At 71.3% G+C, this 21,662-nt stretch carries 22 protein-coding genes and 3 tRNA genes; 11 read left to right on the forward strand and 14 right to left on the reverse strand.

Annotated features, from left to right (window positions below; all coding sequences use genetic code 11):
- Nucleotides 1-139 precede the first annotated feature (139 nt).
- Both ACIQWA_RS28030 and ACIQWA_RS28035 read left to right on the forward strand, forming a co-directional pair.
- Nucleotides 140-1,024 (forward strand): phosphotransferase enzyme family protein, encoded by an 885-nt coding sequence (locus ACIQWA_RS28030; protein ID WP_402487239.1) that lies wholly within the window; start codon nt 140-142, stop codon nt 1,022-1,024.
- Nucleotides 1,025-1,055: 31 nt separating this feature from the next.
- On the forward strand, nt 1,056-2,219 hold the full coding sequence (locus ACIQWA_RS28035) for a damage-control phosphatase ARMT1 family protein (RefSeq protein WP_402487241.1): 1,164 nt from the start codon (nt 1,056-1,058) through the stop codon (nt 2,217-2,219).
- A 93-nt stretch (nt 2,220-2,312) separates the two neighbouring features.
- Here ACIQWA_RS28035 and ACIQWA_RS28040 read toward each other — a convergent pair whose 3' ends face one another.
- The 6 genes from ACIQWA_RS28040 to ACIQWA_RS28065 all read right to left on the reverse strand — a co-directional run bounded on the left by ACIQWA_RS28040 (nt 2,313) and on the right by ACIQWA_RS28065 (nt 8,551).
- Nucleotides 2,313-2,648 carry a hypothetical protein gene (locus tag ACIQWA_RS28040; RefSeq protein WP_402487243.1) on the reverse strand — a complete coding sequence of 112 codons (336 nt, stop codon included), beginning with the start codon at nt 2,646-2,648 and terminating at the stop codon, nt 2,313-2,315.
- A gap of 285 nt (nt 2,649-2,933) precedes the next feature.
- Entirely contained in the window at nt 2,934-4,694 is a 1,761-nt protein-coding gene (locus ACIQWA_RS28045; RefSeq protein ID WP_402487245.1) for a hypothetical protein, read from the reverse strand.
- Nucleotides 4,691-5,263, reverse strand: coding sequence for a plasmid mobilization protein (locus ACIQWA_RS28050; RefSeq protein ID WP_402487247.1), 573 nt, complete (start codon nt 5,261-5,263; stop codon nt 4,691-4,693). The genes ACIQWA_RS28045 and ACIQWA_RS28050 overlap by 4 nt, the downstream gene beginning before the upstream one ends.
- 450 nt (nt 5,264-5,713) lie before the next feature.
- A complete protein-coding gene (locus ACIQWA_RS28055; RefSeq protein WP_402487248.1) occupies nt 5,714-6,673 on the reverse strand; it encodes a DUF2637 domain-containing protein in 960 nt (319 codons plus the stop codon).
- Between the two features lie 121 nt (nt 6,674-6,794).
- Nucleotides 6,795-7,424, reverse strand: coding sequence for an ATP-binding protein (locus ACIQWA_RS28060; RefSeq protein WP_402487395.1), 630 nt, complete (start codon nt 7,422-7,424; stop codon nt 6,795-6,797).
- 80 nt (nt 7,425-7,504) lie between these two features.
- A complete protein-coding gene (locus tag ACIQWA_RS28065; protein WP_402487250.1) occupies nt 7,505-8,551 on the reverse strand; it encodes a hypothetical protein in 1,047 nt (348 codons plus the stop codon).
- Between the two features lie 626 nt (nt 8,552-9,177).
- On the opposite strand from ACIQWA_RS28065, the gene ACIQWA_RS28070 reads away from it, so the two are divergent.
- The 4 genes from ACIQWA_RS28070 to ACIQWA_RS28085 all read left to right on the forward strand — a co-directional run bounded on the left by ACIQWA_RS28070 (nt 9,178) and on the right by ACIQWA_RS28085 (nt 12,754).
- Complete coding sequence (locus ACIQWA_RS28070) at nt 9,178-9,807, forward strand: helix-turn-helix domain-containing protein (protein WP_402487252.1); 630 nt, start codon at nt 9,178-9,180, stop codon at nt 9,805-9,807.
- A 679-nt stretch (nt 9,808-10,486) separates the two neighbouring features.
- Entirely contained in the window at nt 10,487-10,654 is a 168-nt protein-coding gene (locus ACIQWA_RS28075) for a helix-turn-helix domain-containing protein (RefSeq protein ID WP_375895234.1), read from the forward strand.
- The gene (locus tag ACIQWA_RS28080) at nt 10,654-11,862 is read left to right on the forward strand and encodes a tyrosine-type recombinase/integrase (RefSeq protein WP_402487254.1); all 1,209 of its coding nucleotides are present in this window, start codon (nt 10,654-10,656) and stop codon (nt 11,860-11,862) included. Before ACIQWA_RS28075 ends, ACIQWA_RS28080 begins: the two co-directional genes overlap by 1 nt.
- A gap of 136 nt (nt 11,863-11,998) precedes the next feature.
- Nucleotides 11,999-12,754 (forward strand): DUF6928 family protein, encoded by a 756-nt coding sequence (locus ACIQWA_RS28085; RefSeq protein ID WP_402487256.1) that lies wholly within the window; start codon nt 11,999-12,001, stop codon nt 12,752-12,754.
- A 58-nt stretch (nt 12,755-12,812) separates the two neighbouring features.
- On the opposite strand, the gene ACIQWA_RS28090 is transcribed toward ACIQWA_RS28085, so the two are convergent.
- From ACIQWA_RS28090 to ACIQWA_RS28125, 8 genes are all read right to left on the reverse strand, one after another.
- Nucleotides 12,813-13,283, reverse strand: a complete 471-nt coding sequence (locus ACIQWA_RS28090; RefSeq protein ID WP_402487258.1) for a hypothetical protein — start codon at nt 13,281-13,283, stop codon at nt 12,813-12,815.
- A gap of 482 nt (nt 13,284-13,765) precedes the next feature.
- Complete coding sequence (locus tag ACIQWA_RS28095; RefSeq protein ID WP_402487260.1) at nt 13,766-14,680, reverse strand: NADAR family protein; 915 nt, start codon at nt 14,678-14,680, stop codon at nt 13,766-13,768.
- Nucleotides 14,681-14,984: 304 nt separating this feature from the next.
- Complete coding sequence (locus tag ACIQWA_RS28100) at nt 14,985-15,698, reverse strand: SMI1/KNR4 family protein (protein ID WP_402487261.1); 714 nt, start codon at nt 15,696-15,698, stop codon at nt 14,985-14,987.
- Complete coding sequence (locus tag ACIQWA_RS28105) at nt 15,695-16,516, reverse strand: hypothetical protein (protein WP_402487263.1); 822 nt, start codon at nt 16,514-16,516, stop codon at nt 15,695-15,697. Before ACIQWA_RS28105 ends, ACIQWA_RS28100 begins: the two co-directional genes overlap by 4 nt.
- Nucleotides 16,517-16,749: 233 nt before the next feature.
- A tRNA-Phe gene (locus ACIQWA_RS28110) sits at nt 16,750-16,826 on the reverse strand.
- A 27-nt stretch (nt 16,827-16,853) separates the two neighbouring features.
- Nucleotides 16,854-16,927, reverse strand: a tRNA-Asp gene (locus tag ACIQWA_RS28115).
- 55 nt (nt 16,928-16,982) lie between these two features.
- A tRNA-Glu gene (locus ACIQWA_RS28120) sits at nt 16,983-17,055 on the reverse strand.
- Nucleotides 17,056-17,184: 129 nt separating this feature from the next.
- Nucleotides 17,185-17,526, reverse strand: coding sequence for a metallopeptidase family protein (locus ACIQWA_RS28125; protein ID WP_360237987.1), 342 nt, complete (start codon nt 17,524-17,526; stop codon nt 17,185-17,187).
- Nucleotides 17,527-17,596: 70 nt separating this feature from the next.
- Between ACIQWA_RS28125 and crcB (ACIQWA_RS28130) the strand changes: the two genes are divergently transcribed.
- The 5 genes from crcB (ACIQWA_RS28130) to ACIQWA_RS28150 all read left to right on the forward strand — a co-directional run.
- Entirely contained in the window at nt 17,597-18,070 is a 474-nt protein-coding gene (gene crcB / locus ACIQWA_RS28130) for a fluoride efflux transporter CrcB (protein WP_402487265.1), read from the forward strand.
- Entirely contained in the window at nt 18,067-18,471 is a 405-nt protein-coding gene (locus ACIQWA_RS28135) for a DUF190 domain-containing protein (protein WP_402487267.1), read from the forward strand. Before crcB (ACIQWA_RS28130) ends, ACIQWA_RS28135 begins: the two co-directional genes overlap by 4 nt.
- Complete coding sequence (gene crcB / locus ACIQWA_RS28140; protein WP_360237829.1) at nt 18,468-18,842, forward strand: fluoride efflux transporter CrcB; 375 nt, start codon at nt 18,468-18,470, stop codon at nt 18,840-18,842. Before ACIQWA_RS28135 ends, crcB (ACIQWA_RS28140) begins: the two co-directional genes overlap by 4 nt.
- Before the next feature lie 144 nt (nt 18,843-18,986).
- The gene (locus ACIQWA_RS28145) at nt 18,987-19,637 is read left to right on the forward strand and encodes a hypothetical protein (protein ID WP_402487269.1); all 651 of its coding nucleotides are present in this window, start codon (nt 18,987-18,989) and stop codon (nt 19,635-19,637) included.
- 195 nt (nt 19,638-19,832) lie between these two features.
- The coding region (locus ACIQWA_RS28150; protein ID WP_402487271.1) for a DEAD/DEAH box helicase at nt 19,833-21,662 on the forward strand (1,830 nt) is incomplete at its 3' end.

Consider the following 21,662-nt stretch of genomic DNA (forward strand, 5'->3'; position numbering starts at 1 on the left):
TGCGAGCGGGGTGTCACTGGGACGCAGGAGTGACCGCACGGAGGGGGTAGGGAGGTGAGCTCGCCCGGGTCGCCCGCTGCCTCCGTAGCCTCTCCGACATCCGGGACCTGCGGGAACGGATCGCCGCTACGGTGGCGGTGTGAGCAGCCTCGAAATCTCCCGTGCCTTGCTACTCAAGGCGTGCGCGGAAATCGGCCTGTCCGCTACCGGAGCCGAGCCGATCCGGATCGGCGAGAACGCACTGTGGCGGCTGCCACAGGGGATCGTGGCCCGTATCAGCCGCCCCGGCCAATCCGCCGCCGCCAGCCGCGAGCTGGCAGTTGCCCGCTGGCTGTACGACTGCGGGGTGCCCGCAGTGCACCCTCTCGCACACCTGCCGGAACCGCTCGAGGTGGACGGCAACCCTGTCACCTTCTGGCACGAGCTTCCCCCGCACCGGCCAGGAGAGGCCGCTGACATCGCACCACTCCTCCGGCGCCTCCACGAACTACCTGTCCCTTCCTTCCCGTTGGGCTGCCTGGACCCGTTCGTCCGCCTGACCGCCAGGATCGACGCCGCGGCGACCCTCGACGACGACCAGCGACTGTGGCTGCGCGGCCACCTGGCCGAACTCGAAACCGCTTGGCTGGGCCTCCAGCCGACCCTACCGACGAGCGTCATCCACGGCGACGCCTGGCGCGGCAACGTAGCGGTCACCCCCACCACCACGTACCTGCTCGACTTCGAACGGACCTCCCTGGGGCCTCCCGACTGGGACCTCACCGCTACCGCCGTCGGCTACGGCAGCTTCGGCTCGATTTCGGACAGCGAGTACGCCGACTTCTGCGCGGCGTACGGAGCCGACGTGATGACCTGGGCCGGCTACCCGGTGCTGCGGAGCATCCGCGAGCTCCGGGTCACCTGCTTCGCTCTCCAGCACGCGGCAGCTGATCCGGCTCGACACCGGGCGGAAGCCCACTACCGTCTCTCCTGTTTGCAAGGGCAGAACGGTCCACGCCCGTGGGGCTGGACAGCTGTCAGCTGAGATGTCGATCAGAGAGGCGAGCCCGACCGTGATGACTGCACCCGTGATCTTGAGCGGTACCCCAGGTTCGTTCGCCCGGGATGTCTTCCACGAGCGGCACCCGAAGCTCGTCCAGCAGGTGCTCGATGCACTGCCGTACGGGCCGAGCGAGCGAGCCGCGGTCGAGGAGCTTCTCGCCGAGAGCACTGACGGGGTACTACAGCCGCTCAGCACCAGTGCCCACGATCACCAGCAGTGGCTGGAGTGGGGTGAGGGTCTGTTCGGACGGTCGTGGGGCGAGGCGCCGTTCCTGTGGGCCGAGAGCTACTTCTACCGCAGGCTGCTCGAAGCCACCGGCCACTTCCGGCCCGGCACTTGGCAGGGCATCGACCCGTTCGCGCCGTTCAAGGACGCCGAACTCGCCGGCCCGGCCGTTGACGCCGAGCTGGCGGCCCTCGGCGACCTGCCTTCGGACTTCACCGACAAGCGAGCCGCCGCGCTTCTCTCCTCGGCGCTCTGGGGCAACCGCGCCGACCTGAGCTTCCAGATCACGGCGGAGGCCGGAGGGGCGATCGCGTCCGACCTGGTGGCTGACGACAGTGAGGTGCTCTGGGCTGAGCTGGAGCGTGCCGAAGGCGGGCGTGTCTGCATCATCGCGGACAACGCCGGACGGGAGCTCCTGCCGGACCTGGTGCTCGTCGACCATCTCCTGGCTTCCGGCCTCGCGGCGCAGGTCGTCGTCTACGTGAAGCCGCAGCCGTACTACGTGTCGGACGCGACGATGGCCGATGTCCTTGTCACCGTCGAGCGCCTGCGCACCTCCGCCACTGTGGCTGCCGGGACGATCGGCGAACGGCTGTGGCGGGCGATGAACAGCGGTGCGCTCGTGGTCCGCACGCACCCGTTCTTCTGCGCGCCGCTGCCGTTCCACGACATGCCGGCCGACCTCCGGTCCGAGTTCGTCGGTGCAGCGATGACGATCCTCAAGGGTGACCTCAACTATCGTCGGCTGGTGGGCGATCAGCTGTGGCCGCCCACCACTGCGTTCACCGAGGTGGCCAGCCACTTCCCTTCAGCCGTCACGGCGTTGCGGACGCTGAAGTCGGACGTGATCGTCGGCGTCGACGCTGCCGTCGTCGCTCAGCTCGACAATGCCGGGACGCCGTGGCGTACCAACGGCCGCCACGCCGTGATCCAGGTCGACCTCCGCCGGTAGTCGAAGCGCCGTCCGTGTGCCCCGCTGTCCTCGCTCGTCTGGGCGTGACGCGGCAGGCGTCGGAGGTGAACAGCGGCGGGTGCGGCGTGGACCTCAGTCCAGGTTCCAAGTCGTTCCGGCGAGGAGTCCGTCGAAGGCGAGGGCTCTCATGGCGGTGTCGAAGTCGTCCCACTCGTACTCGGGTTCGACGTAGTGCCGGTCGAAGTCGGCCCGGGTGAGGTCGGGCTCGCGCCATTCGTGGGCGCAGCGGCAGCGGACGAAGATCTGGTCGTGGACGGCGAGGAGGAGCCAGTCTCGGCGGGCGCCGCAGCCGGTGCAGGTGATGGTGATGCCGCGGGGGTTGAGCTCGGCGGGGTGCGGGACGGCGCGGATGACGGCACGCGCGGGTTCGGGGGCGGGGTTGTAGAAGTCGTGGTCGTAGTCGGTCATGCGGTCCTTTCGGGTCGGCAGCGGGGCAGCAAGGGACCATACGACGTGCGCTGCCGGAATGGATCCCTCCCAGCGAGAAGGACATCGAATCGACACCGTCACCTTGTTGCAGGGTAGTTGTGGCGCTCCGGCCGCCGGGTTTCCTCGGGAAGTCCCGGCGGTCTGCTTCGTTGGCTGGGTCCTGCTTTCGGCGGCGGCTGACGGGTGACGTCCGTGCGGGGCGGGATTGGTGGGTGGGGGCTGGTGGGCGGGTGCGGGGGCTCCGTTCCCGCCCACCTGGGTTGGTCAGCGCGTCCGGCGCACCTGGTCGGGTGCGACCGGCGCCGGCGGGGTGATGACCGGGGTAGCCGGTGTGCCGGTGGTGCGGCTGGTCGTGCGGGCGCGGGCTGCCCTGGTGCGCAGTTCGTCGGGGGTTGCGGCCGGTGCGGGGGTGGGGAGGTTGGCGTCGCGGCGGATGCGCCAGGTGAGGACGGCGGCGGGTGAGTCGGCGGTGGCGAGTTCGCGGCGCCCGGCGGCGTTGGTGAGCAGGGTGGTCGGGTTGTGGCCGGCGGCCTCGGCTTGGGCGAGGGTGGCGGCGAGGGCTGCCCAGTTGTCCTCGGCGAGGAGGCGGGTGGCCTGGTCGGCGGGCAGGGTGCGGCGGACGGCGTCGGCCTGCCGGTCGTGGTCGGGCTTCGGGAGGAGTCGGCCTTCGAGGGTGAGGTGGGCGATCGGTTTGGCCGCGTGCCGGGTGTAGGCGGCGCGAAGGTGGTCGGCCGCCGTGCGGGCGGCGTCGGCCTGGTGGCGGTGGCCTTGGGAGGCGTGCCACTTGGCGATCATGATGGCGAGCAGGACGAGGCTGGTCAGGGCCGTGGCGGCGGCCGTGCCGTCCTCGCCCCGGCCGGTGGCGGGTCCGGCGTGGAGGAGTTCGCGGGCGGCGGAGCGCATCGCGCGCAGGTCGGCGCCGGCTGCGCGGGTGTGGGCGGTGCGGGTGTACTCCAGGGCCCGTGCGGCCTGGTGGAGTTCCTTCCTGCTGAGGGTCGGGCTGGTGGCGGCGAGCGTGTCGAGGACTTCGAGGCCGCCTCGGATCACCGCCTCCGCTCGGGCGGCGTCCTGGTCGTCGTCGAAGGCCGGGTAGGCGCGTTCGATGGTGGTGCTGGCCCGGTTGCGGCCGTCAGCGGGCCAGGTGCGGGGGTCGGGCGTGGGGAAGGCGGGTTCGTCGACGCCGAGGGCGAAGCGTGCCTGGATCTTCGGCTGGGTGAGGTCGGAGGCGAGCTTGCTGCCGGAGAACCAGATCGGCTCGCTCTCGTTGCCGGTGGGGAGGGCGAACTTGTAGCCGGTCACGTCGCCGGAGGGTGCGCGGCGCACGGCGAGGAGCACGCCCTTCGCGGTGAGTCGGGCGGTGAACTCCTGCTCGTCCGCGGCCCCGGCCAGGGCCTGGCGTACGGCGGTTCGCAGGCGGTCGCGGTCGGTGCCCTCCTGGCCGAGGCGCTGGGCCTTGTGCAACTCCGCGCCCTTGGCGCGCATGGGGATCGCGTCCCGGTACTCGCGGGTGCGGGTGTCGGAGAGGTCCTTGAGCTTGTACTCGCGTTCGATCTTCGTGAGTTCGGTCTCGACGCGGTACTGGTCGCCGCGCAGGCGGGCCTGCGTGAGGTCCGCCCGGACGACGGTCGCGAGGATGTGGATGTGGTCGTCGGCGTGGCGCACGGCGATCCAGCGGCAGCCGTTCGGGTCGCCTTCGGGCGCGATCCCCGAAGCGGCCACGATCCGGCGGGCGATGGTGCCCCACTCCTCGTCGCTGAGGATGCGGTCGGTCGGGTCCGCCCGCACGGGCCGGTGGTAGACGTGCTTGGTGACCGGCTTGCCGTAGCGGACGACGTGCAGGTCGAGCGCGTCGCGGAGCTGGACCAGGGTGGTATCGGGGTCGCCCGGGTCGCGGCCGGGGTCTGGGGCGAAGCCGCTCCAGGACGCGACGATGTGCGCATCGGTGTGCTCGTTGGCCTTGCCTGGACCGAAGAGGTACTTGAGCGCGCCGTGCGTCTTGGACCCGCGTATGGGCTTGCTGATCATCGGCGCTTCGCCTTCGCCAGGCGCATGGCGGAAGCGTCGACCTCCGCGATGGCCGCCCGGACCTCGGCGACCAGGACCAGGGCCCTGTCGAGGACGGCTGCCGCAGGTCCCGGTTCGACGCCGATGCCGGCGTTGAGCCGGTAGGCGATCTGGTTGGCGTTGTTGCCGACCGGCGCCAGCTGGCCGCGTGCCGCGTCGAGCGCCACGATGGCCCGCTCCAACTGCTCGTCGCGGGTGGTGATGCCGGCGAAGTCGTCGGCCAGCGCCTTGCGCTCCAGGTAGGCGGCAACGTTCAGTTCGGCTGCGGCGGCTAGCTGCTCGATACGCGCCTTCTGGGCTTCAGTGCAGCGGAAGCCGACCTTCTTCGGCAAGGGGCTCTCGGGGTCACGGCGGCGACGCTTCGGGGCGCGCTGTACGCGGCGGGCGGCGCTCGCGGAAGAGCTGGCAACGGGGAGCGTCAGCACGTCGGCGGTGGGCTCGGACGGCGTGTCGGAGGGCTTCTCCTGCTTCGCCGCGCCCTCGCGGTGAAGCTCCGATGCTGCCGCCCTCGGCAGCACCGGCTCGTCCACGCCCTCCTGGGCGGGGACGTCCGCGTGCGTGGCCCCGTAGGGGCCCCGTACGCACTCGCTTGCTCCGCCAGGGGCAGGGAGGATGTCAACTCCGTTGCGGTCCTGGGAGCTTACAGGCTTCCCGAGCAGGCTGTGCAGGGTTCGTCGGACGGCGTTCACGCGTGTCGTTCCTCGGTGGCGGCTGGCGATTCGCGGGCTGGTGAGTGTGCGGGTGGGCAGTGTCCGGGTGGGTGCCGGTTTGGCCGTGCCGGAAGTCGCAGGTATGGGCGACGTGTCAGGCGCGGTCTTCCCGGGACCGACCGCCGGTGGGACTGGTGTCTGCGGTGCGAGTCGAGTCCGGCCGGGTGCAGTGACCGGGCGGCGGTGGCCTTCTGCCGAGTGCGGCGGTGGGTCGGCAGAAGTCGGTGTCCGGCTGACCGACCGGGCCGGTCAGCCGGACACCGGGGCCGGTCAGTCGGTCTCGGGGTGCGGAGGGTTCTGTTCGTCGGCTTGCTCTTCGCGGAGCTTGCGCATCAGCTCGGTGAGGCGGGTACTGCCGAGCGGAAGGCCAGCGTCGCGCACGGCCTGTTCGACGATCGCGCGGGTGAGACGGCCCTCGGCGGCGACCGCCGCGCGGCCCACCTCCAGCAGTCGCTCCATCGGCGCGCCCGGCGGACGCCCGATCGGCTTGTTCTCCGCCCCGGCGGTACCTCCGGCGGCTTCGGCCTGGGGGTCCGGGTCATCGGCCGGTCGGTCGTCGGCTTCTGCCGGTTCGGGGTCGGGCAGCGCGTCGCGCCACTCTGCGGGCAGAAGTCCGGCGGCGGACAGGAGCGTCAGGAGCGCGTTCTCGTCGCTGCGGTCCTCCACCCGTTCCGGCCGGAGCTCCGATTCAGGGTCGGCAGTCACCCAGTCGGCAGAAGTCTCGGCGCGCGGAAGGGCGTTCTGCTCGGCGGGAGCGAGAGCGGAAGCGGTTGCGGTGTCGTGGCCGTGGCGGGCGATGAGGATGTAGAGGTGGACGGCGCCGCCGAGGGCGAGCGGGGCAAGGGTGGACAGGACGCCGACGACGGTGTCGGTGAGCCTCAGCCCACTGCCGGTGGTAGGCAGTTCGTTGAGGCGGATGGCGTGCAGGGCGTTGGCCCAGACGCTGGTGGCGGTCGCTCCGGCGAAGAGCGTCCAGGCGTAGGCGCGGGCGGGCCATCGGGCCTCGCGCAGGACGAGAAGGGCGCGGACGCCGTAGGCGATGAAGCCGTCGATGATGATCGGGAACAGGTAGGTGAGCGGGCCGCGCACATGGGTCGCGCCGGCCATCTGCCGCAGGGCATCGTAGGACAGGACGAAGCCGAGGACACCGAGCAAACCGACAGCGAGGCGGTCCCAGACGGTGACCCGGGCGGACGGGGTGCGGGCAGGGGGTATCGCGATGGTGGTCAAGGGTGGTGCTCCAGGGGTGGCCTCGCCGCAGGCGGGCATGGCGAAGCGGCGAGGCGAGGGGCGGGGAGAAGTTCGGGGAAGGCCGGCGCACCGGCCGGGGTGCGCTGGGCACCGGCGCCGGTCAGGCGGCAGTTCGCCTGCGGCGGTCGGTGCCGGTGAGGATGGCGCGTTCGCACATCTCGGCGAGGCGGGAGGCGGTGCGGTCGCCGAGGGCGTTCTTGACCTCGCCGGGCGCCAGATTGGTGGTGAAGATCGTCGGGAGCAGGTGCTCGTAGCGGTGGTCGACCAGCCGCAGGGTCAGCTCCTCGGTCCACTCGGACGCCTTGGCGGCGCCGAGGTCGTCGAGGACCAGCAGCGAGCAGGTCATCAGATCGCGCATCTCCCGCTCGGTGTCCGCGCCCTGGCGGGGCCGCTGGGAGGCGTACAGCTCGGTGGCGGTGAGCTTGGTCCAGCGCAGACGAACCCCGGCCTTCAGCAGGCTGCGGATCGCCCCGTACGCCTGGTGGGTCTTGCCCGAGCCGGTGGGACCGGCGATCAGGAGCGAGGGCCCCTGGGCGATGCCCGGGGTGCCGCCGGGGCCGGGTCGGCAGGCCAGGGTGACCTGCTGGACCCAGGTGGTGACCTCCGGGTGGTCGGCTTCGGCGAGGCGGTAGCGCGGCGGGATGCGCTGGTCGGCGAGCTCCAGCGCGGTGGAGGGCTGGTCGGTGTCGGGCAGCGGCCGGTCGGGGTCGATGCCCTTGGCGGCCAGCATCCGCTCCAGGCGCAGGACGGCGCCGGAGGCCGGCTGCGGCTCGCGACGCTCGTCCGCGCGGCGGGGGTTGGGCAGGCTGGTCACAGGTCCCCCTCGTAGTAGTCGCGGGCGTCGGCCGGGTTGGCGAAGGGCCGGTACGGGGACCGGGCAGCGCTCTGCCCGGCTCGGGAGGACCCGGCGGGCTGGGCGTTGATCGCCTCGTGGACCATGCTCGGCAGCACGCTCGGGCTCATCGGCTTCGCCGCGTACAACTGCAGCCCGGCGCGGATGTCGTCGTCGCTGGTGCCGCCGTCGAGCAGGTCCTTGATGACCTTGCCGAGGTGGCCCCGCACGTTGGCCGGTACCGGCTTCGGGCAGGTGGCGATGTACTCGGCCACCAGGTCGCCCGCGTTCACCGGCGGCTTGCCGGTGGGCGTGCCGACCAGGACCTTGCCGTCCCGGTCGGGTGCTGCCGACGAGGGTGCCGGGGTGGGCGCGGCGTCGCCGCCCCCTTTAGGGGTAGATCCATGGTCCAAGGTCCATGGTCCAGGCACGACGTTCTCCGGAGTCCTCCGGAGGGACTCCGGAGAAGCCGTCTGACCTGCACTTTCGCTCGGAGCTGCCGCATTGGGCACCGGGAGGGCGACTGCAGGGGTGGACTCGGCGTCGGCTGAGCAGGGCCGCTGGGCGGGGACGGTCTCCGCGAGGGTCGCGAGCGGTTCCGGAAGGCTCCGGAAGTTCTCCGGAGCCGGGCGCGCGCAGCCCTGGCCCTTGGCCTTGCACTTGCCGCACCAGCCCGCGGGCTCGTGGACGGGGCAGGAGGGCAGGCGCGACGCGGTGGGGTGGGAGATCTTCTGGTGCTCGTGCCACTTGGTGACGTGCAGGTACTGGCGGCCGTCGCAGCCGGTGTACCGGCAGATCAGGCCGGTCTCGGCGAGCTGGCGCAGCTCGTCCTCGGTGTCGAGCGCGGTGTGCTCGGGCCGCAGCGACCACAACGCGCCGTTGAGGACGGCCGCGTTGTCGCGCTGGCGCCCCTCGTCGTCGGCTTGGGTGAGCAGGCAGACGAACGTGCGCTCGGCGGTCAGCGACACGGAGGCGAGGTCTTCCGAGACGGGGTACTCGGGCTTGATGGTGCGGATGCGCGCCATGGCCTACCACCCCGCCTTCGGGGAGAAGGCGTGCGAGACAAGGCGTGCGCTGGCGGCACGCGGCGTCGTACGCTTGGGCACGGAGATTCCTTCCCCGGTGACATTTCGGACGGCAATCCGGTCACCGCGGTCGATCGTCGTGGATGGGCGGTTAGGGGATCCGTGGAGGCCCTCGGTGTTGGTAGCACCGAGGGCCTCGGTGTAGGTGGGCGGCCTCTTTGGCGAGGCTGCAGCAGTTTTGGTCAACTGCCAGATATGCAGGGAGCGTTGAAGCGACCGTCCGCTTGGCGGTGCGAGCTCGACACTATGTCGGTCCCCCTCGAAGATCCAACGCGAAGTGGCCCCATCCGCTCACGGCAGACAGGACGGGGCCGCCGGGATCACGAGGCTGCTCGCCATGGTCGTTCGGCAGCGCTTGGGCGCGCGCCCGCTCGCGCTACGCGCCGGCGCGACGGAAGCGGTCACCACGCGAAGGTCTGGGGTCCTCCATGGTTGCGGCTTGCGACACAGCAAGCCGGTGCTCCTGTGCGCTCATGAGGTCACCTCGTCCGGCGGGTCGGGAAATCGGTGCCCCAATCCCTACCACGGACTTGCGGCGACACACAATCGTAGCTACTTTTGCATCCATGACACAGACCGACTGGCCGTCCAAGGTGACAGCTCGCGTCGCCGACGCTCTTCGGGCACGGCGCAAGGAGCTCGGCCTGAGCGCCCAGGACGTCACCGACGCTTGCGCCGCGCTCGGGTACCCGATCCCGCGCACCGTGATCGCCAACCTCGAGAGCGGCCGGCGGGCGAGTGTCGATGTTGCCGAGCTCCTCGTCCTTGCGGAGGTCCTCGGCGTGCCCCCGATCACCATGCTCTTCCCTCTCGGCGCCGCCCCCACCATCGAGGTCCTGCCGGGGCGGGAAGTGTCGATGTGGGACGCGGTGGCCTGGGTGACTGGCGAGCTATGGGAGGCCCCCGAGGCGCCCGCGCAGGCGCTGCTCAACATGTTCCGCGAACACGGCATCCTCGTCATGGTCGCATCGCGCAGCCGCGAGAGGGGCGAAGAGAAGCGTCGTGAGGCGGCGTTGGCCAGAGACCCCGAGCACCGGGCGAAGTTCCTTCGCATGGTCGCCGAGTTCGACAGAATCCACGCGCAAGACATCCAGGCGCTCCGCGACTGGCGTGCTCGCATGCGCGAACAGGAGGTCGTGCCTCCCGCGCTGCCCGACGAATTCGCCTACCTGGAGTCCTCGGAGAGCGCCCAGTAACGAGCCCGTTCCGGGCCGACCGCCCGAGCGCCCCTCGGCCGTTGCCCTGCCATTTGGTGCGGCCGGAATCCAGAGCTACTGTCACACCCCACTGCGGCTACCAACCGCGTGAAACGCCCATCCACGACGATCAACCACGGTGCCGGGTTGCCGCCCACCAACCACCGGGGAAGGAACCGCGTGCTGTCCACGCGTCGCCATGCCGCCGACCAGACTGCCACTGGCCCCGCGCAGGCCGAGGTCATCCTCGGCCGTCTCGCCGTACCTGCCATGCTTGCCGCCATCGCGGCCCACAGACCGATCTGACGGTCTGTTCACGCTGTCGCCGGTGACCACGTCCCGGTGCCGCCTTCGGGCCGACAGCTTCTTCCCAGTCACCCGCCGCCCCGCACCGGGGCCGGTCGGGACTTCTCTCCTATTCCCGGCAGAGGCGTCCAGTCGCCAAACCTTCGCCCCTGCCGGGCCAGATCCCTCCGCACCTGGGCGCTCGCACGCCCGCCAACTGAAGGGTCCTGTCCCTAGCATGGCACTCTCGATCGTTGCTTCGCCGAAGGTCCCGGCGTCGCCGTCGCTCACCTCCGCCGAAGCCGCCCGCTCGCTCGGCGGTCCGGTCCTCGTCTCGGCACCCGCCGCCGCTCCGGCCGGCGCGGCCGACCCCACGGCCCCGCACGAGCAGCTCCTGCTCACCATCCCGGACGTCATGGCCCAGCTCCAGCTCGGCCGCTCCACCGTCTACGACCTCATCCGCACCCGCCGCCTGCCCTCGGTCACCATCGGCCGCTCCCGCCGCGTCCCGGCCGCCGCCGTCCGTACGTTCGTCGCCGAGCTCGCAGAGGTGGCTGCCTAATGGCCAAGCGCAACCCCAACGGCGCGGGCAGCATCACCCTGCGCAAGGACGGCCGCTACCACGGCCGCGCCTACGTGATCACCACCTCCGGCCTCCGCAAGCGGGTCTCCATCTACGGCAAGACCTGGGACGAGGTCCACAACGCCCTCGTCGAGCTGCAGGCCGACGCCATCAACGGCATCCCGCTGCCCGACACCGACTCCAACGTCGGCCAGTACCTCAACTACTGGCTCGCCGAGGAAGTCCTGCCCAACCGCCGGCCCAAGACCTACCAGGGCTACGAGAGCGTGGTCCGCGTCCACCTCATACCCGGCCTCGGCACCAAACGGCTGCGCGACCTTCGCGCCCAGGAGGTCCGGGTCTGGCTGAACCGGGTGCGTGCCGAGTGCCAGTGCTGCAAGGGCGGCTGGGACGCACAGCGACCCAAGCCGATCTGCTGTGCCGCAGGCGAGTGCTGCAAGCGGCTGCTGTCCGCGCGGATGATCCAGTCCGTGCACGCCGTGCTCCGCAACGCGCTGGAGCACGCCGTCCGGGAGGAGCTGATCCACAAGAACGTGGCCAAGCTCGTGAAGGTCCCCGCGCCCGACTACCGGATCGGCAAGGGCCTGACCACCGCTCAGGCCAAGCTCGTGCTCAAGGAGCTGAGTGGCCACCGCCTGCACACCCTGTATGTGCTCGCGCTGATGCTCGGCATGCGCCGGGGCGAACTGCTCGGCCTTCGCTGGAGCTCGGTCGACCTGGAGCGCGGCACCCTCACGGTGAGCACCAACCTCCAGCGGGTCGAGGGCGAGCTGCGGCTCGTCCTGCCCAAGACGCTGTCCTCCGAGCGCACCCTGCCGCTGCCCGCGCCGGTCCTCGCCGCCCTGGTGGACCACCGGGAACGTCAGGCCGTCGAGCGCGCCGCCGCCGGCATGGACTGGCAGGAGAACGACCTCGTCTTCCCGTCCCGGATCGGCACCCCGTACGAGCCGGACAACCTGCGCCGCAGCTGGCACGCGGTCCGCGGGCGCCTCGGCCTGGACGACCTCCGCTTCCACGACCTCCGCCACACCTGCATCACCCTGCTGCTCGACCTCGGCGTGCCCCCGCACATCGTCCGGGAGATCGCCGGCCACAGCGACGTCGGCGTGACCATGAAGGTCTACGCTCACGCCTCCCTCGCCGAGCGCCTCAAGGCCCTGAGTCGCCTCGGGGAGGCGCTCTCGTAGCCTCGCGCTCTGGCGCCTCAGTTCGTCCGGTGCCCGGCAAGACCCAGGTCTTGCCGGGCACCGGTGTCTTACGCGGTTGGTAGCTTGCGGCCTGCCCCCGGACCGGGGGGTCATCGTTCTGGAGAGGGGCCGACACGTGGGAGCCAAGACCGGACTGCTCGTCTACATGGATGCTGCTTCGTCCGGCCCGCTGCGGCTGCCGGCGGAAGCGGATCCGGAGCGGACTGCGGAGCTGGTCGGCCGTCTCTACCCCGGGTGGGAGGTCACCGAGGCGGCTGGGTGCGAGCTCGGCGACGCGACCTACCCGCCGGACGGGACCGCTTACCTGGGCAGCTTCCCCGGAGTGGACGTTGTCTGCGACCGGCACTGGATGAGCGACTACCCCTCACAGTTGCCGCAGCACCTGATCGACGCGAGCGCGGGGCGTCGGCTCGTCGTCCACTGGATGCACAGCGTGGTGGACTTCCTGGCCTTCGCGGTCTGGGAGGACGGGCAACTGGTCCGCTCGCTCAGCCTCTCGCCCGACAGCGGGGTGGTGGAGGACATCGGCGAGCGCCTCGCGTTCGAGGCGCCGTTCTGGGCCGGGGAGCACTCGGTGGAGCTGGACGAGGCGTGGGGCGAGCAGGACCCGTACCCCTTGGCGTTCCATCCCCTCGAACTCGGTGAGGAGGCACTGCGCGCCTTCTTCGGCTTCGTGCTGGAGGGAATGCCCGAGCCCGACAACATCGACCCTTACGAGGTGGCGCTGCGAGGCTTCCACCTCGCGGTGCCGGGTGGGCCCACGCCAGGGGAGAAGGAGGCCGTGCTGCGGGCAGCCGTCAGCAGGATGCGGCCGCCGCGGATGTTGACCTACGGTCCCGATGGCACCCTGATCGTGGTCGACCGGCGGTGACCGACGTGGGTCCCACAGCGCGACGAGTGGATGGAGCCGGTCCTGCATGAGCAGGCGGTCACGTCGAGGCGGTCTCCTCCTCGGCGGGGACGTATCCGCAGTGCTCAGGGCCGCAGTGCGTCTTGTGGTCCCGGCCCCAGAGGCCGGTGTCCCGCTCGGTGGCGCGGGCGATGTGGGCGAGATGACGCTGCCTGAAGCGCGGCACTGTTGAGGGCAGGGCAATGAAGGTCTTGGGAAGTACGGCCAGCATGCTGCTGACCTGCTCGCCGTCGAACATCGTCAGGAGCACGCGGCACTGCCACCAGCGTCGCCCCGCCTCCGGGTCCGGCCAGTAGTAGTCGGCCGGATCAGGGAGCAGGTAGTGGGGACCGCCGGGCGCCAGGTGAGCTTGGAACCACGGACTGCTCCCGCCCAGGCCGAGCCGCAGGCGCCCGGCTTCCTCGTGGAGGGCGAAGACCGCGTCGTTGTCCAGAGCCTTCAGGACCCGCGCCTCGCGGGGCAGGGGCCGACGGCCAGAAGGGGTTTTCACCGGCCAGCCTGCCAGCAGGCCCAGGCGTTGCCGCGCGCTGAGCGGGGAGACTCCCGTGCGCGGGGTCGGGAGCGGAGGCGGGGGAGTCCAACGGAGTCCGGCCTTCTCGAGTTGCGAAACGATCCAGGCTCGCTTCTCCGGGCCGGCAGTGTTCCAGAGCCAGCTCATCGGCCGCTCCCTCATCGCCCGTTCCCGCCTGCCGTCGTGCGTCCCACGGGCGGGACGTCGAGCGCGCGGCCGGGTTCCTACAGGCAGGTTGTGGCCCAGGTCGGCCAGGAGCCTGATGCGGTCGAGGGCGTCGTCGGACGGGAGCTCCTCCGGAAGCCGCCGAGCGCGACTGGCCAGGTACCGGATCTCGATGAACGCCTGGATCGCCAGGCGCTCGGCCAAGTCCCGGTCGTCGACCTCCCCCGAACGGGTGCTCCCGGTCGCGGGTGTCGACTTCGGCGCTGCCGGCGGCAGCTGGCCGTCGTGGGTACCCGTCATATCTGCGACTTCGTGGAATTCCCGGCCACCGTTGAACTCCCGGGATCGCGGTGGTCGCCTAACGACTGCTTGGCGCGGAGTTCGGACCGGACGAGCTCAAGGAGACGGCCCATCCAGTTCCGCCCGCGGCTGTCAGGAGCGTCCCGCCAGAAGGGTGAGTCCGAGAAGCCGGTGTAGCTGATCGTCGCGTCCCCGGTGGCAAGCAGGATCTCGGCGAGCTCGGGGTGCTGGGTGAACTTCGCGCGCAGCAGGCCGCCCATGACCGCGAGCCGGACGGCAGGCCAGTCCGCTCGTTGGACCGCCCGGCCGCCCAGGTCTTGTGCCTCCCGCCCGGACGGCATCTCCTGGATCAGCCGGTGATCGGCCGTGTCGGCAGCCGACATGGCCCAGTAGCCGTGGAGCACGGACGGGTAGGTCTCGCCGGCGAACGTGATCTGCGCCGGGTAGTCGTTGCGGAGTACGAACAGGCCCAGCGCCTCGGGCCAGCCCTGCGGGTAGACGGTCTGGTGGGAGATGACGGCCGCCTGGCCTGGCCCGCTCGGATCGTCGGCGTACTGGACAGCGCGCCTCTCCTGCTCGCGGGCCACGCCTTCGTCCCCGCGGCGGAAGTAGTCCAGCGACTCCTGATGCATGTCCGCCGTCACGACCGGGCCATCCCCGTCCACGGCCTCACCCAGGTCGGTGAGCAGGATGCGCAAGGGGCGGTCCTGAAGGTCCATGTCGCCGAGCACATAGATCCTGCGGTGAGCTGGGACTGCCAGGTAGGCGTCTCGAAGGAGCTCGCGATTCCGCTCCTCGGGCTCCTGCTGGTAGCGGCGGATCGCCTCCCAGCAGCGCTGCCCGGTGGTCGGTCGGCCGTTGAGTTCCTCGATCTTGTCGGCGACCTCGCTCAGGAAGCCCTCCGGGGTCAACGGTTCACCGCGGCGGGAGCGCCACTTCGAGGGTTCGTCAGGAAGAGCGGGAGCGCCGGGCCGTGTCACGGAGATTCGGCCCGAGGCCAGGAGCTTCTCCAGGCCGGCCAGGTCAGTCCGGTCCTGGCACCTGACGGCGCCGTCCGCGAAGACGATCAGGTCGTCGAGGTAGTACTCGGCATCCCATCGATTCCGCTGCCAGACGTGGCACCAGGCCCCGTCGATTCTCTCCCCGTCCACCGTTCGATACGTCGGTCCCCGCCACGTCATGGGTGCACGCTACTCGGTGGGGCTGTCTTGGAACTCACCGACCGCGAGCTTGGCTGGTTGCCTTGGCCAGCCAGTCCAGGTACCACTCGCTGAAGCTGACGCGGTGACCGGCCGCGGAGAGCGGTTGGATGGGGCCGTCGCAGGCCCGCAGGTCCTTCCAGAGGGTGCCACACTCTGGCCCGGTCACGACGAGCCATGTGTAGTAGCCGCATCCCTCGTGGCTGAGACATACCGCCCCGGCGGTCATCTCGTGGTTGAGCTTCTCCCACTTGTCGTCCCAGGCGCGGTACGCCGCGAGATAGGACTGCTCGTCAGAGAAGCTGCCCTTGACGGGCTCACGAGCGTCGAGCTCCTCCGACCAGCGAGCCCGCTCCTCCACGGAAGGGAACGGCTTGCCCAGGAGCGCGTTGTCGCTTCGGACCTTGCCGTGCTCCAACCAGTGCCAGCCCTGCTCGTCCCGCCGCAGCGGGAAGAGCCCGTAGAAGGGGCCGGCCCCGCCCGCGCCCACCTCGAGGAGGAAGGTGCGGTAGTCGGACGGGAGGAAGACACCAAGCTCTTCCTCGGCTTCTGTCAGCTCGGCCTCACCGAGCGGCGGCTCCAGCAGGAAGCCGTGCCCGGAGCCCTGCCAGCGAGCCCCGAAGACCTTCTCCGCGAACGGAGCGTCCCGTAGGGCCAGGACCCGCTCACGAACTCCCGACCAGTCCACTCCTGAGTCGGCGATCTCTGACCCCTGTGCTTTGCCCGTCATGATCGAGCCTCCCCGTGATCCTCGGTTGTTTCAGGTCTGATCTTTCGAACGCCCGTACAGGCCACCAGCGAACCGTCAGCGGTGAGGAAGACCACGAAGTGCCATGAGCCGTCCGGACTGTCGATGGAACCCAGTCGGACCGGTTGGGCGCCGTGCTCCCTCAGGGCCACCACGGTCTCGGGCAGCCCGATGGTCTCGATGTTCGCGGCCCGCGTGTGTTCGAGCCGGACAGCGTAAGTGCCGGTCAGCACCTCCGCGGGCACCACTCCGCCCCCGATCCTGAAGGCACCGCCTGTAAGCACCGCCTCCCGTGCCGCCCTGCAGACCTGAGTCTGATCCGCAAGGATGCGGAGCATGGCCTCGGACGATGGGCCGGTGTCCGGTGGATCAAGAACCAGGTCGTCTTCCCAGTTCCCCGGCAGCCTGGCTGCCGTGACGACCAGGTCATCAGCCAGAGCGAGGATCCGGACACTTCCAGCCTGGAAGGCCAGCTCGAAGCCGACGCGGCTGTCGATGGACCGCTGTCGGATGTGTTGGATGGAGACGAGCCTGCTGCCTGTGAACGGTGCGAGAGGGAACTCATCCGGTGCGTCGCTGACCGTGACATTCCCGAGCATGTCCATGTCGTAGGAGTCGTGGGGCTCATCGATCCGGAGATCGAGTATGTGGTCCAGCGTGTGGAACCGGACCGGGCCGAGGTCCTCCACGTGCAGCCACATGTGCAACAGCTCGGGCTCGCCACCGCCGTCGCTGGCTTGGAACCACGAGCACGTCACGCGTTGCACTTGCCGACCGACGAGGTCCTCCGGAGTCACCACCGGGCGATCGTGTCAGCCTCGGTTGGAGGGGATCAACGGGATTCCGCCGACGCCGGTAATCCCTGCGGAGCAGCATCCTGTGACTGGCGTCACGTGTACCCATTGCCGGGGCCGGCCATCTTGGCTGCTCGGATCCAGAGCGATTCGGGCCCGTTGGCGTCAGCGTTGGCGTCAACCGGCACGAAAATGCCCCCGAAGCGAGCTGCTTCGAGGGCATCGTGCCTGGTCAAGTCTGGTGGCCAGGGCCGGGGTCGAACCGGCGACCTTCCGCTTTTCAGGCGGACGCTCGTACCAACTGAGCTACCTGGCCGTACTGCACCGTCTCTTGCGAGACGAGCGATCCCGACGGGACTTGAACCCGCGACCTCCACCTTGACAGGGTGGCGAGCTAACCAACTGCTCCACGGGACCTTGTGGTGGCGGACCACCAAGGTCTTGAGGCACTGCACTTTACTACGGTACTGCGTGCCCCCAACGGGATTCGAACCCGTGCTACCGCCTTGAAAGGGCGGCGTCCTGGGCCACTAGACGATGAGGGCTTGTGGTCCGTTCGGCTGTTTCCAGCGTTCCCGGGGACGTCGAGAAGCATATGGGATGCGGGGCGGATCGCCAAAACGGGTTTGGGCCGGGTGGGGGTGGGGCGTCCGGAGGGGGCTGCGGCGGCGGGGTCAGGACCAGCCGAGCTCGTCCAGCTCGTGGTCGTCGAAGCCGAAGTGGTGGGCGACCTCGTGGATGACGGTGGTGCGGACCTCCTCGACCACCTGCTCGTGGGTCTCGCAGTGGCGCAGGGTGGGGCCGCGGTAGATCAGGATGCGGTCGGGCAGGACGCCGGCGTACCACTCGCCGCGCTCGGTGAGCGGGGTGCCCTCGTAGAGGCCGAGGAGTTCCGGGTCGGCCGGGTCGGGTTCCTCCTCGACGAAGACCGCGACGTTGTCCATCATCGCCGCGAGCTTCGGGGGGATCTGGTCGAGGGCGTCGGCGACCAGCGACTCGAACTCTTCCCGGGTCATCTCCACCGGATCATTGTCGGGTCTGGGGTGACGGTGTGCCAGGCGGCGGACAGCGGTGTTTGATGGGCCCGTGACGACCTCGGAGGACGCGGTGGACGATCCCGCGGCGGCGACACCGGCGCTCCCGCGTCCGCCGGTGCTGCGCGGGCAGGGGCCGGCCGTGGCGGTGGTCGCGGCGGGCGGGGCGATCGGGGCGCTGGCGCGGTACGCCGCCGGGCTGGGCCGGGGGACCGGGCCGTCGGCCTTCCCGTGGACGACCCTGCTGGTCAACGTGGTGGGCTGCGCGGTGATCGGGGTGTTCCTGGTGGTGGTCACCGAGGGGCGTCCGGCGCACCCGCTGCTGCGGCCGTTCTTCGGCACCGGGGTGCTGGGCGGGTTCACCACCTTCTCGACGTACGCGGTGGACGTCCGCCGGCTGCTGGAGGCCGGGCGGCTCGGGCCGGGGCTGGCGTACCTGGGGCTGACCCTGGCGGGCGCGCTCGGTGCGGTGTGGGCGGCCGCGGTGCTGACCCGGCGTGTGATCCACCGCGGCGGTGCCCGGTGAGCCGGCTGGGCGGGCCGGCGCTGCGGCTGACCGCCCTGGTCGGGGAGAGCGACACCTGGCACCACCGGCCGCTGTACAGCGAGATCGTGCACCGGGCGCGGGCGGCCGGGCTGGCCGGGGCGAGCGTGTTCCGGGGGATCGAGGGCTTCGGGGCCTCCTCGCTGGTGCACACGGCGCGGCTGCTGTCGCTGAGCGAGGACCTGCCGGTGGCGGTGGTGATCGTGGACGAGGAGGAGCGGGTGCGGGCGTTCCTGCCGCAGCTGGAGGAACTGGTCGCGGAGGGGCTGGTGTTGCTGGACCGCTGCGAGGTGGTCCGGTACGCGGGGCGGGCCGCGGGCCCGGGTGCGGAGGCGGAGCCGGGTGGGGGCGTGGGCCCGGGCGTGGGGGAGTCGGGGGAGTGAACTGGCTGCTGGTGGTGGCGGGCGCGGCGGTCGGCGCCCCGCTCCGGTACCTGACCGACCGGGCGGTGCAGTCCCGGCACGACTCGGTGTTCCCGTGGGGCACCTTCACGGTGAACGTGTTCGGCTGCCTGGTGCTCGGCCTGCTGACCGGGGCGGTGGCGGCCGGCGCGGCCTCCTCGCACGTCCAACTGCTGGTCGGCACGGGCTTCTGCGGGGCGCTGACCACCTACTCGACCTTCTCGTACGAGACGCTGCGGCTGGCCGAGTCCGGCGCCGGGCGGTACGCGGTGGCGAACGTGGCCGGGAGCCTGGCGGCGGGGCTGGGCGCGGTGTACGCGGGGGCGGAGCTGGCCTCGGCGCTCTGGGGCTGAGCGGGCTCGGGGCGGGCTCCCGAGGGGGCGACCGTCGAGAACCGCGCCACCCACCCGTGTCCCGCCGCGCCCGGCGCGCGTTGGGCACCGAAAGTGGCCGCGCGCCAGTGGGCGGCCCGGGTGGGGCGATGGAGAGGAAGCTCGGTGGCTTCGGTGCGGACGGCGGGTTCGGGCGCGGTGGTACGGGCGGCGGCGGTGCTGGCGGTGGCCGGGCTGGGCCTGACCGGGTGCATGTCGGTCGGTCCGGGCGCGGAGGAGAAGCACGGCGTGGCGCCGGTCGGGCAGGCCGGTCCGGCGGGCCGGCCGGGGGCGACGGGCGGCCCCTCGGCGCCGGCCGCCAGCGGGCACCCGGGGGGCGCGTCAGGGCGCCCGGAGCACCAGGGGGGCTTGCAGGCCGAGAACGCGCCGGCCGGGGCGACGAGCGCCACGCCGGGCGAGCTCGCGCCCGGCGCGAACGGCGTGGTGGCCGGGGTGGTCCCGGTGCCGGGGGCGGCCGCTCCCGAGGGCGCGCCGGGCGGCAGCGGTACGTCGGGCGGCGCGAACACCAGCCCCGCGCCCCACCCGGGTGGTGCCTCGACCGGCGGCTCGACGGGCACCGGCGGGACCACCGGCACCGGGGAGGGCCGGTCCGGCGGCGGTTCGGCCGCAACCCCGTCGGGCACCCCGAGCGGCCACCCGTCCGGTACCCCGGACCCGGAGCGCACCACGCCGGCCGCGACCGTCCCGCCGGGCCCGCAGCCCTCGACCGGCAGCTCCGGATCTTCGGCCCCGAGCCCCGCTGCGGGTGCGCATTAGCGGCCTGGCCAGGGCATTTGCCTCCGATCCCGAGGTTCCTCTATGGTGGTAGATCGTTCGTTTGATTCATTTGATTGGCGCCCTATTCCCATCTGGCGCCCTTGGCGCGTTCCGGCGATCCGTGGCTGACCGCATAGAGGCGGTTGTGAAACAGAACCCCGGACTTTGGCGCGTGCCACTTCCGGAAGGTTTTGCATGTCTCTCGTTGACGACGCCCGCTTCGCCATGCCCGCGAACGAGGCTGCCGCCGATGTCACCGATGTCACCGACACCACCGAGCTGACCGCCGAGGCCGCGGAGCTCGCCGCCGAGGCCGCGGAGCTCACCGCCGAGGTCACCGAGACCGCCGACGCCGCCGAGACCGTCGAGGAGGCGGCCGAGGACACCGAGCCCGCCGAGCCGACCATCACCTTCGGCGACCTGGGCCTGCACGACGACGTCGTGCGCGCCCTCGCCAAGCGCGGCGTCACCACCCCGTTCCCGATCCAGGCCGCGACCATCCCGGACGCCCTGGCCGGCAAGGACGTGCTGGGCCGCGGTCGCACCGGCTCCGGCAAGACCCTCAGCTTCGGTCTGCCGCTGCTCACCCGTCTGGCCGACGGCGAGCGCACCCGCGCCAAGCACCCGCGCGGCCTGATCCTGGTCCCGACCCGCGAGCTGGCCATGCAGGTCGCCGACGCCCTGGAGCCCTTCGGCTCGGTGCTCGGCCTGCGCCTCAAGGTCGTCTGCGGCGGTACCTCGATGTCGAACCAGATCTACGCGCTGGAGCGCGGCGTCGACGTCCTGGTCGCCACCCCGGGCCGCCTGCGCGACCTGCTGAACCGCGGCTCGGCCAAGCTGGACGACGTCCGGACCGTCGTGCTCGACGAGGCCGACCAGATGGCCGACATGGGCTTCCTGCCCGAGGTCACCGAGATCCTCGACCAGGTGCCGGCCGGCGGCCAGCGCCTGCTGTTCTCCGCCACCCTGGAGAACGAGATCGACACCCTGGTGAAGCGCTACCTCAAGAACCCGGTCACCCACGAGGTCGACCCGTCGGCCGGTGCCGTCACCACCATGACCCACCACATCCTCGTGGTGAAGCCCAAGGACAAGGCGCCGATCACCAACGCGATCGCCGCCCGCAAGGGCCGCACCATCATCTTCGTCCGCACCCAGATGGGCGCCGACCGCGTCGCCGAGCAGCTGATCGAGGCCGGCGTCAAGGCCGACGCGCTGCACGGCGGCATGACCCAGGGCGCCCGTACCCGCGTCCTCGGCGACTTCAAGGACGGCTACGTCAACGTCGTCGTCGCCACCGACGTCGCCGCCCGTGGCATCCACGTCGACGGCATCGACCTGGTCCTCAACGTGGACCCGGCCGGCGACCACAAGGACTACCTGCACCGCTCGGGCCGCACCGCGCGGGCCGGCCGCTCCGGCGCCGTCGTCACCCTGGTGCTGCCGCACCAGCGCCGCGGCGTCTTCCGCCTGATGGAGGACGCGGGCGTCGACGCCAGCCGCCACATCCTGGACCACGCCTTCGACGCCGAGGTCGCCAAGATCACCGGCGCCCGTTCGCTGACCGAGGTCCAGGCCGAGAGCGCCGCCAACATCGCCGGTGCCGCCGAGCGCGAGCTCGCCGACATGACCCGCCAGCTGGAGCGCGCGCAGCGCCGCGCCACCGAGCTGCGCGAGGAGGCCGACCGCCTGGCCGCCCGTGCGGCGCGCGAGCGGGCCGAGCTGGGCATCGAGGACGAGGCCCCGGCCGCGTCCGCCGAGGCCGGCGAGGAGGCCGCCCCGGCCGCTGCCGAGGCTCCGGCCGCCGCGCCGCAGGTCGAGGAGCGCACCCCGGCGTACCGCGAGGCGCGCAGCGAGCGTCCGGCCTTCGGCCGTGACCGTGACCGCGATGACCGTGGTGGCCGTTCCGGTGGCTTCGGTGACCGCGAGCGTTCCGGTGGCTTCGGTGACCGCGAGCGTTCCGGTGGCTTCAACCGTGACCGTGACGACCGTGGTGGCCGTTCGGGTGGCTTCAACCGTGACCGT

Origin of the sequence: Kitasatospora sp. NPDC098652, from assembly GCF_044760155.1 — a bacterium.
GTDB lineage: Bacteria > Actinomycetota > Actinomycetes > Streptomycetales > Streptomycetaceae > Kitasatospora.